The 14,340-nt window shown below is 54.7% G+C and carries 18 protein-coding genes; 9 read left to right on the top strand and 9 right to left on the bottom strand.

The features are described 5' to 3' along the window. Positions 1-3: 3 nt before the first annotated feature. Both ACOOFE_RS09260 and ACOOFE_RS09255 read right to left on the bottom strand, forming a co-directional pair. Positions 4-438 (bottom strand): CBS domain-containing protein, encoded by a 435-nt coding sequence (locus ACOOFE_RS09260; protein ID WP_420414689.1) that lies wholly within the window; start codon positions 436-438, stop codon positions 4-6. 139 nt (positions 439-577) lie between these two features. Beyond that, positions 578-1,357 carry a rhomboid family intramembrane serine protease gene (locus ACOOFE_RS09255; RefSeq protein WP_420414688.1) on the bottom strand — a complete coding sequence of 260 codons (780 nt, stop codon included), beginning with the start codon at positions 1,355-1,357 and terminating at the stop codon, positions 578-580. A 575-nt stretch (positions 1,358-1,932) separates the two neighbouring features. Here ACOOFE_RS09255 and ACOOFE_RS09250 point away from each other — a divergent pair. The 3 genes from ACOOFE_RS09250 to ACOOFE_RS09240 all read left to right on the top strand — a co-directional run bounded on the left by ACOOFE_RS09250 (position 1,933) and on the right by ACOOFE_RS09240 (position 4,505). Further along, complete coding sequence (locus ACOOFE_RS09250; RefSeq protein WP_209010671.1) at positions 1,933-2,589, top strand: PAS domain-containing protein; 657 nt, start codon at positions 1,933-1,935, stop codon at positions 2,587-2,589. A gap of 161 nt (positions 2,590-2,750) precedes the next feature. After that, complete coding sequence (locus ACOOFE_RS09245; RefSeq protein WP_141186166.1) at positions 2,751-3,386, top strand: PilZ domain-containing protein; 636 nt, start codon at positions 2,751-2,753, stop codon at positions 3,384-3,386. A 504-nt stretch (positions 3,387-3,890) separates the two neighbouring features. After that, positions 3,891-4,505: a transglutaminase-like cysteine peptidase gene (locus tag ACOOFE_RS09240; RefSeq protein WP_420414687.1), complete on the top strand. Its 615-nt coding sequence runs from the start codon at positions 3,891-3,893 to the stop codon at positions 4,503-4,505. Between the two features lie 182 nt (positions 4,506-4,687). Here ACOOFE_RS09240 and ACOOFE_RS09235 read toward each other — a convergent pair whose 3' ends face one another. Both ACOOFE_RS09235 and ACOOFE_RS09230 read right to left on the bottom strand, forming a co-directional pair. Beyond that, the gene (locus ACOOFE_RS09235; protein WP_420414686.1) at positions 4,688-5,215 is read right to left on the bottom strand and encodes a gamma carbonic anhydrase family protein; all 528 of its coding nucleotides are present in this window, start codon (positions 5,213-5,215) and stop codon (positions 4,688-4,690) included. A 6-nt stretch (positions 5,216-5,221) separates the two neighbouring features. Further along, positions 5,222-5,545 (bottom strand): DUF6949 family protein, encoded by a 324-nt coding sequence (locus ACOOFE_RS09230; protein WP_420414685.1) that lies wholly within the window; start codon positions 5,543-5,545, stop codon positions 5,222-5,224. 216 nt (positions 5,546-5,761) lie between these two features. Here ACOOFE_RS09230 and ACOOFE_RS09225 point away from each other — a divergent pair, with 216 nt between their 5' ends. After that, positions 5,762-6,472: a hypothetical protein gene (locus ACOOFE_RS09225; protein WP_420414684.1), complete on the top strand. Its 711-nt coding sequence runs from the start codon at positions 5,762-5,764 to the stop codon at positions 6,470-6,472. A 73-nt stretch (positions 6,473-6,545) separates the two neighbouring features. On the opposite strand, the gene ACOOFE_RS09220 is transcribed toward ACOOFE_RS09225, so the two are convergent. Together ACOOFE_RS09220 and cysE are read right to left on the bottom strand one after the other, a co-directional pair. Beyond that, complete coding sequence (locus ACOOFE_RS09220; RefSeq protein ID WP_141186161.1) at positions 6,546-6,761, bottom strand: DUF3126 family protein; 216 nt, start codon at positions 6,759-6,761, stop codon at positions 6,546-6,548. 83 nt (positions 6,762-6,844) lie between these two features. Further along, the gene (cysE, locus tag ACOOFE_RS09215) at positions 6,845-7,699 is read right to left on the bottom strand and encodes a serine O-acetyltransferase (protein WP_420414683.1); all 855 of its coding nucleotides are present in this window, start codon (positions 7,697-7,699) and stop codon (positions 6,845-6,847) included. 165 nt (positions 7,700-7,864) lie between these two features. Between cysE and ACOOFE_RS09210 the strand changes: the two genes are divergently transcribed. Further along, positions 7,865-8,680 (top strand): enoyl-CoA hydratase, encoded by an 816-nt coding sequence (locus ACOOFE_RS09210; RefSeq protein ID WP_420414682.1) that lies wholly within the window; start codon positions 7,865-7,867, stop codon positions 8,678-8,680. 129 nt (positions 8,681-8,809) lie between these two features. On the opposite strand, the gene ACOOFE_RS09205 is transcribed toward ACOOFE_RS09210, so the two are convergent. Next, entirely contained in the window at positions 8,810-9,694 is an 885-nt protein-coding gene (locus tag ACOOFE_RS09205) for an alpha/beta fold hydrolase (RefSeq protein WP_420414681.1), read from the bottom strand. Between the two features lie 48 nt (positions 9,695-9,742). Further along, positions 9,743-10,498 carry an alpha/beta fold hydrolase gene (locus ACOOFE_RS09200; RefSeq protein WP_420414680.1) on the bottom strand — a complete coding sequence of 252 codons (756 nt, stop codon included), beginning with the start codon at positions 10,496-10,498 and terminating at the stop codon, positions 9,743-9,745. 212 nt (positions 10,499-10,710) lie between these two features. Between ACOOFE_RS09200 and ACOOFE_RS09195 the strand changes: the two genes are divergently transcribed. The 4 genes from ACOOFE_RS09195 to gpt all read left to right on the top strand — a co-directional run bounded on the left by ACOOFE_RS09195 (position 10,711) and on the right by gpt (position 13,527). Then, positions 10,711-10,956, top strand: a complete 246-nt coding sequence (locus ACOOFE_RS09195; protein ID WP_420414679.1) for a zinc-finger domain-containing protein — start codon at positions 10,711-10,713, stop codon at positions 10,954-10,956. 15 nt (positions 10,957-10,971) lie between these two features. Next, positions 10,972-12,171: an FAD-dependent monooxygenase gene (locus ACOOFE_RS09190; RefSeq protein ID WP_420414678.1), complete on the top strand. Its 1,200-nt coding sequence runs from the start codon at positions 10,972-10,974 to the stop codon at positions 12,169-12,171. Between the two features lie 87 nt (positions 12,172-12,258). Continuing rightward, positions 12,259-13,002: a competence/damage-inducible protein A gene (locus ACOOFE_RS09185; RefSeq protein WP_420414677.1), complete on the top strand. Its 744-nt coding sequence runs from the start codon at positions 12,259-12,261 to the stop codon at positions 13,000-13,002. A 15-nt stretch (positions 13,003-13,017) separates the two neighbouring features. Then, positions 13,018-13,527 (top strand): xanthine phosphoribosyltransferase, encoded by a 510-nt coding sequence (gpt, locus tag ACOOFE_RS09180; RefSeq protein WP_141186153.1) that lies wholly within the window; start codon positions 13,018-13,020, stop codon positions 13,525-13,527. A gap of 81 nt (positions 13,528-13,608) precedes the next feature. On the opposite strand, the gene sfsA is transcribed toward gpt, so the two are convergent. After that, the gene (gene sfsA, locus ACOOFE_RS09175; RefSeq protein WP_420414676.1) at positions 13,609-14,316 is read right to left on the bottom strand and encodes a DNA/RNA nuclease SfsA; all 708 of its coding nucleotides are present in this window, start codon (positions 14,314-14,316) and stop codon (positions 13,609-13,611) included. Positions 14,317-14,340: the final 24 nt, after the last annotated feature.

The following is a 14,340-nucleotide window of genomic DNA, read 5'->3' as shown; positions in this document are numbered from 1 at the left end:
AAATCACGTCATGGAAATGTAGCTGCGCATCTGCTCAGCTTCCTGTTCCACTTGAGCAATCTTTTGCTTAACCACATCGCCGATGGAAATCACACCCGTCAGCTTGCCGTCTTTGACAACTGGCATGTGACGGAAGCGGCCCTGTGTCATCCGAGCCATCACTTCGTTGATGCTGTTTTCTTCGGAACATGTGATGACGTCTTTGGTCATCACACCAGACACTGGCTGATCTAGGGCGCCCACGCCTTGCGTTCCGATTACGCGGACAATGTCCCGTTCCGAGATAATTCCCTTGATGCCCATGTCCCCATCACAAACCACAATTGCGCCAATCTTATGCTTCGCGAGTGTCTCACAAAGCTCGCTCAACGACGCATCGTCGCGTGCGGTTATGGTTTCGTGGCCCTTCCCTTTCAAGATCGCGGCAACACTGCTCATATAGGCAAACCTCCCTCGGCATTAGCGACCTTGAAGAACATTTCGTTTTCACGGTCGAACATGAGGCATCATGGCAAAAAAAACTACCAGCGCAAAGCCTTGACACCCGGTTCCTAAAGGTTCTGCCCCCAACCGCGGCTTAATGCCGCCGTTGCGGCACCGGATCGAAAACGGGGAATAAGGCTAAGCCCGCGATAAATCCGCCAATATGCGCCTGCCAGGCAATGCTGCCGGTCTGGCCGCCGCTCATCAGGCCGAAAAACAAGTTCAGACCGAACCACACTCCAACGAACACCAGAACCTGCTGATTGCGGAAACACTCGGCAAGCGGTTGAGCTTGAACGAAATAGGCGCTCCGGTCGGAGCTGCGAAAGACACCAAGCGGGCCGCCGAGTTCAAAGACAAACCGAATCGCTGCAGCCATATGTCCGGATATGGCAGCTGACGCGCCGATCATCGGTGCCGACTCGCCCCAATGAGTGGCCAAGTGAGCGAACGCCCCGCCAACCGAACACAAAGCGGAGAAAACCAAAAACCGGCCAAGGCCAAATCGCCGGACAACAGCGCTGCCGAATATCGCCATCCAAAGCAGATTGAATGTCAGATGCATGGCGCCGCCATGAAGGAAGCTATAGCTGACAAAAGCCCAGAGACTGGAAGCCAGATCCAGCGCTTGAAGGCTCGCAAGAGCTGTGTATTTCACCGGCCAAAACGCCAGGAAATAGATCATCATGTTGTTCCAGCCTGCCGGAATCAGAAATTCGCGGACCACGTGGATCGCAATCAAACCGGCACTCAGCCAAACAATTGCAGAAGGAAGATTGAACGCCGGCGGCTGTGACGGTCTCTGCTCACGTTCGCGCTGTTTACGCTCTTCGTCGCGGCGTTTCCGCTCCTGATCGAATTGATAGACGTTCATGGGGCCTCGCATCTTTCTGACGCAAATCTTGTAGCCCGGCATGCGGACAAAACAAGGGCGGTGGGCACGATTCAAACCAGCCAGAATAAATATGGTGAACAGCTGCCATAGATCCAGCCAATTCATCCACACGGCCTTGTGACGGCAACAAAAACAAAACGCCGGCTATCTCTAAGATAACCGGCGCTTGTTGAGCCCCCCCACAAAGGTCGCGTCCCCACGCGCCAAATTGAGGTGTCCTACTGCGATCGCTGATCCGGGTTTTGGGCCATTTTCGGCCTCTTCCCGCTTTTTGAGCGCTCACATGGACCAACAGGTTCCTCCCACCCGTTTGTCCTGAAGACGGCCTGAATGTGCCAGCCGGTATCCGAGCTGACAAGCTTTACCATGCGTTAACCTTAACGAGGTGTTACCTGCTGATTTTTTCGTTGTTTCAGCATCTTGGCACGCCCCCTGCTTAGTTCACGGCAAACAGAAACATGGATGCCCGGACGTCCCGTTTTGAAACAGAGACTGTCTTGAGACGACACAACGCTCCGGATTGGGAAGAAAGGCAAGTTCAGATGAAACACGGCGTGACCCAGACATTATATTCATATTGGGACTCTCTGCGCGGCGCCCGTCCGGCCCCAAACCGCAGCGAAATCGATCCGGGTGAAATTCGCGGTCTTTTGGGCGACACCTTTATCCTGGAAACCAACGGGCCTCAGGATGTCCGTTATCGTCTGGCCGGCACCCGCTTGTGTTCTGCACATTGCCGCGAACTCAAAGGCCGCAACTTTCTGCGTGGCTGGGACACCAAGGACCGGGAAGCCCTTGAAAGCTTGATTGCGGCCATCACCGAAGATGCAGCGGCAGCTGTCATTGGCGTCAATGGCCATACAGAGCGCGACCAAGTTTTGCAGATGGAAATGCTGCTGGTTCCGCTCAACGTTCCCGGAGAAGGCCGCATCCGCATTCTTGGCAGTGCCACACCGATGGACAAGCCTTATTGGATTGGTCTGCATCCGATTTTGAAACAATCGATCAGCAGCCTGCGTTTGGTCTGGCCGGATGAGCGCCCCTACTTTGCAGAAGCAAATCATTCAAACCTGAATCCGGTGCTGCCGCGGTTTAAAGCTGAAGATATGCCGATGCGTGCTCCGGTTCTCCCGCAAGGTGCCCCAATATTGCCTCAAGGCGCAGAGCGTCAGGTCGGTCATTTAACCGTATATTCCGGCGGAAAATCCTAATCTGCCGGAATTTCTGCAAAAACCTTAAACTAGAGCCTTGTGTAAGGTACATTCTTACACATCGTTAACCTCATTTCCTCTAGAGTGCATATGAGAGTTGTTCCGATTCTCATCACCACCGGGGGAAGTGCGGGCTCCGCACGTTTTTAGGCATAGCAGGCATGAACGCCGGATTGGCAACAGCACCAGAAGGAAGCAAGTCGCTCCAGGTCACCGACCGTAGGCGGCATCAACGGGTCCAGGTGAACATTCTGGGCCGCTTCATGCTTGAAAACCGCCGCGAGTATCCTTGCCAGGTAATCGACATGTCACCAGGTGGCATGGCGATGATAACACCGGTTCCTGGGCAGGTTGGCGAACGGATCGTTGCTTATCTCGATCACATCAGCCGTGTCGAAGGCCGGATATCCCGTCTAATTGATGGTGGTTTTGCTGTCGAGTTACGCAACACAGTCCGAAAACGGGACAAGATCGCCAATATTCTTACGTGGCTGGCGAACCGGGAAGAACTCAATCTCCCGGAAGATCGTCGCCATGATCGCTTTGTCCCGAAAAACCAGATGACCAAGATGATCCTTCCGGACGGTTCGGATCACGTTGTCCGTATTTTCGATGTGTCGTTGTCTGGCGCAGCCATTGCCACAGATATACTGCCGGAAATGGGTGATGAGGTCACACTAGGCAAAATGCATGCTCGTGTGGTCCGCCAGATCGAAGGCGGCATTGCGGTCGAATTCGCCGCGGTCCAAAGCCGCGAGCTGCTTGAGCACCACATCACCACTCCAGAAACCAGCTAGTCTGGTCCAACGGCTCCAGCGCGACCGGTTCCAATGAGGAACCCAGCTGCTCTTCGCGCATAGCCTTACAATCTTTCTCAAATGCCCGCCGCCTGCAGACTGCGCGTCTACGGTGATGTGATCCCAATTCCACTTACGGGATTGACTGCCTCTGCCCCCGTGTGCGGGGTGCTTCACATCTATCTAGAACTTTTTTTCATTTTTTTTCTCCGCTCAAACTACAGAGAAGTTGCAAATATCCGGCGACTAAGCGCCCCCAATGCGTGACTGACCCTGAAAGCCTAAACCGCCGGCCACTTTGAAAACCAATTCAAAATCTGCGGGTTACAGCAGATCGATAAAATTCGACTCAAATTCTAGTACAAATAGACTAAAGTTATCATAAAGTAATATTAAAATTAACCTCAAGCTTTACTAAAATAATAATATAGTTTTATTACGTCAATTTCCGTGAAATAAAAAGCAATACCGCATCGTAACGCCAGCCTTGGGGAGGGCATTACGATGAAACTTCTTGGAAAAATTCTTTCGACTACAGCAGTTCTATTTGGCCTGAATGTATTCGCGCCAATAGCACAGGCCGATCCTGGCCGGTTCATGGACATGAAATCCGCGGTGAAAGCTCCCATCGGCCATCGCCAGTTTTGCCGCGACAACGGCTGGGCCTGCCCAAACGAACGATATGAGCCAGTAGTCGTCAAACTAACGGAAGCCCGCTGGAACGAGCTCATCGCGGTCAATGCAGAGGTTAACCGGCAAGTCCATCCGATGACCGACGCGGATCTCTTTGGACGAGAAGAATACTGGACCTATCCGGTCGACGGATATGGCGATTGCGAAGAGTACGTCCTCGAAAAGCAGCGCGTGCTTCTCGCAGCCGGCTGGCCGAAGAGTGCCCTTCTCATCACTGTCGCCAAGGATGTGCAAAATTCAGGGCACGCTGTTCTAACCGTACGCACCGATCATGGCGACATGATCCTCGACAATCAGATCGAAGCGGTTCTGCCCTGGTACTCAACGCCGTACCGCTACATCAAACGCCAATCAGCAAGCTCTCCGGTCAAGTGGACCGGGATCTCAGATACGCGGGTGACCACAGTCAGCAGTATCTCGAATTAATTTGGGAATTGGCTTGGAAACAGGCCTTCAGGACGATCCGGTCGCGTCCCCACCCTCCCCATCCCTACCACGACCGGATCCAGGGAACCGGCCCGCCCCCGCAGGCCGGTTCCTGCACGTTCGCATGCGCAGGAACTGAGAGTTTCTTTCAGAATGATCGGATGGAGTTCGATCCCATAGATCTAGACTTGGTTCAGACCTTCGGCATACCTCTGCCAATTGGCAACATAGTTATCGGCCGATTTCAAAATGTCGCCGGCAATGCTGTCAGGCAGGACCCGGGCGACTTTACCCGGCACACCGACAACCAACGAGTTGTCCGGAATAACCTTACCTTCAGCAACAAGCGCATTGGCGCCGATGATGCAATTCGAACCAATCACCGCACCGTTCAAGATCGTCGATCCCATTCCAATCAGGGAATTGTCCTGAATGGTACAGCCATGCAGGATCACATTGTGGCCGATGGTGCAATTGGCGCCGACAGTGAGCGGCATTCCCGGATCGGTATGAAAAACACAGCCATCTTGCACATTCGACCGGCGCCCGATCTTGATCGGCTCCCGGTCACCGCGAAGCACAGCCTGAAACCAGACACTCGCCTCATCTTCCAAATGGACATCTCCGATCAGCGTAGCTGTCGGCGCGACCCAAAAACGGCCACTTTCAGGAAATTGCGGGCAGATATCACCCAAAGAAAAATTCGGCATAACCCCTCACGCGTAGCCAGCGACGATCAATGCAATATTCATCACCACCAGCCCGGAACACATACTCCACATGCCCGCGATTGTTGACGAGGCAACAAGCCAGCCTACTGGCCTGTTCTCAATCCGGCGCCCCCGAATTGCGTTGCGCATGATGATGAAGGGACCGGCGAAAACACACATCAATACGCCAGTAACAAAACCCGTTACTGTTTCACCCGCGAAGTTGAATTTCGGCGGCTGACTGGTCACCAGCTGATAGAGACTGCCAAGAAATCCGGCAGCGACGAATCCCGCACATGCGATGTATCCAACGATAAGTAGGTCCAGCATAACGACCGTTAACCTTCTGTTAACCTCTTCACAGAGAAAGTGATGAAGAATTCTTTAACGGTCAAGAGCAAACGCCGTGCCGGTTTTTCTAAGGAACGAAAACCTTTGGTTTTCCTTAGCTTTTACCGGTTGGCATCGATCCTTCACTGAGACACATGTCCCATTCAGAGACACAGTGTGCCAGTGCAGGTCACAAGCTCATGAAAGGCAAGGCAATTGGTCAGGCCGACCCTGCCAGCAGCTACGAATGCAAAGCCGCTTCATTTCACGATGCTGGCCGCAGCTTTGTGTGTGCTGACGTCCGCCTATGTTGCCGACCGTGCGGTCTACTGGTCCGGCGTAGTTGCGCCTTTGTTCCAAAACCACCGCCAAACCCTTGTGAGCCTGTCGATCGGGCCGCATCCCTTTGAAATCCCCGCAGGGTATTTCAGGTCAGCGCAACACCGCATCGCGGCCGACGGTGAAGTTCCGCGTCATCAACAGGTCAGCCTGCTAATGACCTGGCCGGACCTCAAGATGCCAGGCGATGAGGATGCGCCAGCCCGTTTTGGAGAACCGCTTCCGCTTATTCAGGTCAATCTCGAAAACGATCCACACCGGGAATCCTTAAGAACCCAACTGGACCCAGTCTATAAACGGCTGGCCCGTGGCGGCGAGAGAACGGCTGAAGCCGGATTGAACATGCTCACGCTGTCGGGACAGAATGCCAAAAACCGGGACATCATTGTCTATGACCCGGAAGCTGATGACGGCTTCATCGCCAGATGTGTAAGAAAACGCATTACGGACAAGGCGGTTTGCCACCGCTCAATTACGCCAGGCGGCGGATTACTGATCCGCTACCAGTTCGATCAGACGCTTCTGCCCGACTGGCGCCGCCTAGACCGCGCCGTGCAAGCCAAGTTGGGCACCTTTAACGCCTCCTGAAACCACGTCTCAATGCTCTCACAAAAAACGGCCCCAACGGGCCGTTTCTCAATTCACCATATATTTCAAAATCTTAGGCTTCATCCAAGTCGATTTCGAGGATCGCCATCTGGAAGTTCCAGCTCAGGTCCTCGTCTTCGTCATCGCGGAAGATCACACCGATGAACTCATCACCGATATAGACCTCCGCGGAATCGTCCTTTTTCGGACGGGCCCTGACCTGCAAGCTCGGCAATTCGAACTTTTTTTGCAGATAGGCTTCAAGTTTGCGGACTTCTTCGGGGTTCACGTGGCTCTCTCCTTGTTCTTCGCCAAATGCGTTGTTCTGGTGCGGACCCTACAAGAGAGCGGGAAAATACCAAACAATTTCGATCAGCTTTCCCCGGCTTCCTGCAGTCCAGCCGCATCTGGCTCGCCCAGAAGCTGGTTCATGCTGCGGGCCGGTTCTGCACATCCAGCTTTGCCAACGATCTTTGCCGGAACTCCGGCAACCGTCGTATTGGCCGGGACATCCGCCAGCACGACAGAGCCTGATGCAATCCGGCTGCAATGTCCAATTTCCAGGTTGCCGAGAACCTTTGCCCCTGCCCCAATCAAAACACCATTGCGGATCTTTGGGTGACGGTCGCCGCTTTCCTTGCCGGTACCGCCAAGGGTAACGCCCTGTAATATGGAGACATCATCGCCAATTACGGCCGTGCCGCCGACGACGATTCCCGTGCCGTGATCGATGAAGATGCCGCGTCCGACAGGAACCGCCGGATGAATGTCAATCTGGAACACTTCAGAAGCGCGGCTTTGCAAATAAAGTGCAAAGTCCTGCCGCCCCTTGCGCCAGAGCCAATTGGCCAGGCGGTGGGTCTGCAAGCCATGGAACCCCTTGAAATAAAGCACCGGCTCCAGATAGCGGAAGCAGGCCGGATCACGGTCGAACACAGCGACAATGTCGACCCGGAAAATCTCAGCAAGTTCTGGTTCATCGGCCAGAGCTTCAAGGTAGGTCTGACGGATCAAAGAGGCGGAGACAATGTCCCGGCCGAGACGGTCGCCAAGACGGTGGACCACGGCTTCTTCGAGGCTGTCGTGGTTGAGCACTGTTTCATAGACAAAGGATGACAGGGCCGGTTCGGCGGCCACCATCGCCTGGGCTTCTTCACGCAACTGCCGCCAGACGGGATCATGTTTCATCACCGGTTCTGGACTGGACTGGCGTACCTGGGTCGACATGGCCTGTCTCCTTTTCAAGCCCACTGCACTCGCCTACTAAAATAGGCCCTACACATGATATTCCAAACAAAACTTGCTCATATCAGATATGAACAGTCCTTATGAATCGTTTTTTTACGATCAATTTTACGCCAACCCTCATTTTCGCGAGCACCCGAGGCCCATATGACATCCGAGCAATCTGTGCAAACGCCGCTAGACGGCAACCCGTCTCTCACTACGTCAGGCCAGATTGCCGAATTAATCTTGAACGCGCCAGAGCGCAAGAACGCTCTGCCCTTGTCCGGATGGCGCCGTATTCCAGAACTACTCAGCCAGCTTAAAAATGACAGCGATATTCGCGCACTGATCGTGCGCGGAGCTGGCGGCAAAGCGTTTTGTGCGGGTGCCGACATCGCCGAATTCGAAGCGGTCCGCGCGACACCAGATGCCGCGGCGCATTACGACCAGATCAATGTTGCCGCCTTTCAAGCACTCAAGACACTGCCGGTGCCCGTCGTTGCGGTTATCGAAGGCCCCTGCCTTGGCGGTGGTCTCGGGCTGGCATTGGCGTGTGATCTCAGGATTGCGTCTTCGACATCTTTCTATTCCATTCCGGCCGCCCGCTTGGGGCTCGCCTATCCGCCCGATGCCGTTGGCGATCTCGTTGAAGCCGTCTCGCCCTCCAATGCCAAAAGGCTGTTGTTCACCGCAGACCGCCTCTCTGCTGCAGAGGCCTTACAGATCGGCTTGATTAACGAGGTCCATGAACCAGACACCTTGGACAGCCGGGTTGCTCAGCTTTGCGCTGTGTTTGAACAGAACGCCCCGCTGTCTTTAAAAGCAGCGAAGAAGACCATCAATCTGTTGACCTCTGCCGAAGCCAAGGCCAACCTCACACAGGCCTACGCCATGGCGCGTGTCTGTGTAGACAGCGCTGATTACGCCGAAGGTTGCCGCGCCTTCTTGGAAAAGCGCAAACCGGTGTTTCAGGGGCAATAGCCCCTTCAGCCTAATCGCTGATTGGACTCAGAGTTAGGCAGCCTACTTGAATCAAAACATTAAGCACGCCGACACTTGAATCGAACTGCGAGATATTCTCGCTAAGCGATTCAAAACACGAGTAAATCCTCAGGCTATCAGCGCTTCGGCCTTCAGGTCGGTGAGAAACTCTTCTACGGCCTGGGCAAAAATGTCGTTCTTGTCGCCGGCGACCATATGGCCCGCGTCCTGGATGTCGGTGAACTTGGCATGCGGCACACACTCCATGAATTCTTGGACATGCTCCATCGACACCAGCTCGGAATTGCGGCCCCGCAGCAGCAGAACCGGCAACTTAAGATTTTCCGCGGCGGTGATCATGCTGGTCTGAACGGTTTCAGACTGATGCGGATCGGAATGTTCCCGCATTTTCAAGAAGGCCGGATCCCAGTGCCAGCGGTAGCGGCCGTCATCATGCAGGCGAAGGTTTTTGGAGAGGCCTGACAGGTCCTTCGGCCGGCTGCGGTTCGGAAGATAGCGGGCGATCGCATCCGCAGCTTCTTCAACCGTCCCAAAGCCTTCATCAACCTTGTCGCCCATAAAGCCGAGGATCTTATAAACCCCGCCCATATCGACCCGCGGTGTGATATCGACAAGAACCAGAGCTGCCTGGCAACCCGGTGCTTCAGCCCCTTCCCCCAGCATACCGGCAAAACCGCCCAATGACGCTCCGACGACAACCGGTTTGGCACCGTGTTTGGCGATCACAGCCTTGCAAACAGCAACCAGATCCTTGGCAAAGTCATTGAACGTGTAGTTTCCGGACGGAACCCAAGCGCTTTCGCCGTGGCCACGCTGGTCGACAGAGTAGACCACATGCCCAAGAGCTGCGATCCGCTCAGCCGCGGCATCCCAGGAATGGCGGGTTTGACCGCCGCCATGCAAAAGGATCACAGGCTGCCCCCTGTTGCCATATTGATCCGCTACAAGGCTGTTGTTTTCTGCCCCTGCAAACTCCACCCGTTTCCCGCTCATGCGACCTCCCGTCTCCGCACTAAACCGCCAGTTCTCAATCCATGCCTGTCAGGCATCGACATTGTTCAAAAAAGCCAGAACGCCCTGCTTGTGGACTTTGTCCCCGACAGCAACCATGTGATCGCGGCCTGGAATTTCCAGAACCTCCGCATGCTGCATCAAGGCCGCCAGTTTGTGTGGCGATCCGGCAATGTCGTCTCTGGTTCCGACCGCGACCAGAACCGGCCGTTCGATCCGCGCAATATCTTCTTCGCTGATTTTCTGGCGTGAAGACCGCATGCAGGCTGCAAGTGCATGACGGTCGGAGCCTGTCTGCTCGGCAAAGGCCCGGAACGCGCGCCCCGTCCTGTCTTTCACGTCCTGTAGCCGCTCAGCCTCAAGGGCAGCTGCGATCGGCTCAGGATCACCCACACCTTCGATCATGCCATAGCCAAGGCCGCTAAAGACCGCGCGTTTGACACGTTCCGGATGATTGAGGGTCAAAAAAGCGGAAATCCGGGCGCCCATAGAGTAGCCCATGACATCCGTACGCTCGATTTTGAGAAAATCCAGCAAGCGGCGGGCGTCCTCAGCCATGATCGGTGCGCCGTAAGCGTCCGGATCATGGAATTTCTGGCTGTCACCATGTCCCCGGTTGTCGAGTGCTATCACCCTGCACCCATCTTTCACCAAAAGATCGACCCAGCCCGGATACTGCCAGTTGACCGACTTGTTTGAGGCAAATCCGTGGATCAGAAGGATCGGGTCTCCCTCGCCTTCATCCAAATAGGAGATTTGAATCCCATCCTGCTCAAAGAGCGGCATAAAACTTCCTCTTACGTAAACGTAAAACACTTTTGTCGCACACTGTACTTAGAATAATCGCACTTGGCAAAGTCCGATTTGTCATTTGAAAATCCCGCCTCAGGAACCGCCGGTGGACGTGACAAGGTTTCCCCTATTCAACCGGGCGGCAAATGAGTATGTTCGCGCCAAAATCGTTCGGCCTTAGCGCCCAGACTTTTGAGGAATTGATCATGGCAGATCAGGTTGTCCCGCACTTTCAAAACACTAGCGGTCATGATTCCATCGCAATTGGTGCCCGGGAATTCATGTGCATTGGCGCCAATCCGCCGTTCGACCATCCGCATGTGTTTTTGGATATGGGCCGCGAAAATGAAGTTGTCTGCCCGTATTGCTCAACACTTTACAAATTCGATACAACGCTTGGCGCCAAAGAATCCTCTCCGTCCGATTGCACCTGGACACCGGAAGCCGCCTGACCCGATAGAGTTTCCATGAACGACAGCGGACCTGCCCCCTCTCCTATTGTCATTGCCGGCGCAGGCATTGGCGGCCTGACGGCAGCCTTGACCCTGCGCCAGGCAGGGCACGACGTTGTTCTGATGGACAAGGCGCGCGAACTTGCCGAAGTTGGCGCGGGTTTGCAGCTGTCTCCGAACGCCTGCACTGTCCTCAATCAGCTCGGCTTGTTGGACGATGTGGTCGAGCTCGGTTATGCGCCGGGTAATCTGCGGATCTGGTCCGGAAAATCGGGCAAACAAATAGGCCAGGTCCGGCTTGGGGATTTTGTCCGCGGCCGACATGGGGCGCCCTTCGTGGTCATTCACAGGGCCGATCTTCAACAAGCACTTTTGAAGAAGGTTAAAGACACACCCGGGATTTCCCTCCAGCTCGGAACTGAACTGACAAACGCCAAAACCGGCCAGTCCGGAAACCTTGTCTGCACGTATCAGTCTCTGGATCAGATCGGCACACTCACCTGCAAAGCGCTCATAGGCGCCGATGGCGTTTGGTCAAAGACCCGGCGGCTCATCCCGAACCACAAGAACGCGCAATTCAGCGGTCACGTCGCCTACCGGTCCACAATTCCGATTGAAAAAGCCCCAAAGCGCTGGCAGCAGGATTCGGGTCTTTGGCTGCACAAGGACAGCCACCTGGTCCATTACCCGGTCAAAAGCGGCAAGGAACTAAACATCGTCGCTCTGGCCACAGAAGACTGGCAGGATGAAACCTGGTCCGCTCCCGTGAGCGTGGAGTTGCTGTTACGCCGGTTTCATGACTGGCCAACAGAAAGCCGAAATGTCCTGCATACTCCGGATTCTTGGTTGAAATGGGCGCTTTGCGCAGTTGATGCATCGGGCCCGTGGACCCATGGCAACATTGCCCTTTTAGGTGATGCAGCCCACGCCATGTTGCCGTATATGGCCCAGGGCGCGGCCATGGCGATTGAAGATGCTGCGGTTCTTGCCGCACACCTTCCGGCCGACGTGGACAACATTCCCGCCGCCCTGCGCGCCTATGAACGCATCCGCAAGCCCCGAGTTGTGCGGATCCAAAACACCGGTTTCCGAAACGCAAAGATTTTTCATATGTCCGGCGTTTTCGCTGCGGCCCGCGATATGGTTCTAAAATCGTCTAAGCCGGAAAATCTGACCGCGCGCTTTGACTATATCTACAGTTGGTCCCCAGCCTAGACTGCCTTTGCGAATTGGTGACTCAAAAGGTTGAGCCTGGCGGCAAGCTGCGCTAAAGCCATTCTTCTGGATTCAGGGAGTGCTGACATGACTGCAGATACGGCAGATGACGTTGTAACCGCTGCATTTCTTGTCATCGGCGATGAAATCCTGTCAGGACGGACCAAAGACAAGAACATTGGATTTCTTGCCGATTACCTGACAGCCCTTGGAATTGACCTCAATGAAGTGCGCATCGTGCCGGATATCAAATCCGAGATTGTTGATGCCTTAAATGCGCTGCGAGCCAAATACACCTATGTATTCACCTCTGGCGGTATTGGCCCGACCCATGACGACATAACAGCCGACAGCGTCGCCGCAGCATTCGATGTGCCTCTCAACCTAGATCCGCGCGCCGTCGCGATTATGGAAAAGCACTATCCTCCTGGACAGTTCACTGCAGCCCGTCAGCGCATGGCCCGAATTCCGGAAGGCGCAGATCTGATTGAGAACAAAGTCTCAAAAGCTCCAGGTTTCAGGATCGGCAATGTCCATGTGATGGCAGGAGTACCGGCGATCATGCAAGCCATGATGGATGCGATTGCGCCGTCGCTGAAAACCGGAAAAAAAATGCTGTCAGAGACCGTTGATGCCCAAATGCCGGAAAGCCGGATCGCTGAACAGCTGGCGACAATCCAGGACACGCATCCTCAAACCCTCATTGGTTCCTATCCAAAAGCCATTGATGGAAAATTCACCACACAAATTGTAATCCGCTCCAGAGATGAGATCGTTCTCGCAGCCGCTGTACAAGATGTGGCGCGAGCCGTTGATGAACTCTCCGGATGATCTGAAGGAATAAACATGGAAAATCCTGCTCAAAACAAAGCCTTTCCAGTGTCCTGGGACATGTTTCACCGGGACTCCCGCGCCCTCGCCTGGCGCCTATCGAGTGAAGGTGAATGGAAGGCTATAGTCTGCATCACCCGCGGCGGCCTGGTTCCCGCCGGGATTGTCGCCCGTGAACTCGGGATCCGGACAATCGAAACCGTTTGTATCGCCTCCTACCATGACTACGACAGTCAGGGACGCTTGGATGTCATCAAGCCGGTCGACCCCAAGGTCATCGACCTGGAAGATGGTGAAGGCAGCGGCGTTTTGGTGATTGATGACCTGGTCGACACCGGGAAGACCATGAAAGTCGTGCGTGAAATGTTGCCCAAGGCCCATTTTGCCACCGTTTATGCCAAGCCTGTCGGTGTTCCGATGGTCGACACATTCATCACTGAAGTGTCCCAAGACACCTGGATCTATTTCCCGTGGGACATGGGCTGGCAGTTCCAGCCGCCGCTGTCAAAAGACACAGCCGGTTAAACTGGAAATGCAGAATTGACCCAAAAACGGCCGGTAGTCTTCCGGCCGTTTGTTATTGTGCTGGATGGTTCATGAAACGTCTCAGCTGATGGCAAGCGCGACGGCCTTGCCCGCATCAATCCCGTCCAGGCGGACGTCGCAGCCAATGGCATAGGTTTCTACACCAGCCTCGGCTGCCTCTTTAAAGGCCGCTGCGTAATTCGGATCTATATCGGCGGCCAAAGAAAGCTTGGCACAATCGGGCCGCTGAACCAGAAATACCATCGCCGCGCGGTGGCCTTCGCGAACCATATCGGCCAGCTCACCCAAATGCTTGGCCCCACGGGCTGTGACGCTGTCCGGAAACTCCGCCAACCCTGGCTCGCGCATTAGATGTACGTTTTTGACCTCAACATAGGTCTTTGAACCATCAGCTTGCTCCAGAAGGATATCGATCCGGGAGTTTTTGCCGTATTTGACTTCGCGCTTCAGGATTTCAAATTCGGCGAGTTCTGGAATGCGTCCATCGACCAGCGCTTCTTCGACCAGCTTGTTCGGATGGGCGGTATTAATGCCAACCAGCGCCCCATCCGCTTCTATCACTTCCCAAGAGTATTTCAGCTTGCGCTTGGGGTTGTCCGACTGCGACAGCCAGACCCGGGATCCCGGCTCTTTCAAACCCAGCATCGAACCAGGATTGGCGCAATGGACCGTTATTTCTTCCCCACTCTCATCAAGCACAACATCCGCCAGGAACCGCTTGTAACGTTTGACCAGCCGTCCGCTGACCAGTGGTGCGGGAAACTTCATCGATAGGTTCCTCATTAGGTCCCG

Source organism: Roseibium sp. (assembly GCF_965216085.1).
GTDB lineage: Bacteria > Pseudomonadota > Alphaproteobacteria > Rhizobiales > Stappiaceae > Roseibium.
Note: the sequence above shows the minus strand (reverse complement) of the source record. Positions and strands in the feature narration are given on the sequence as shown.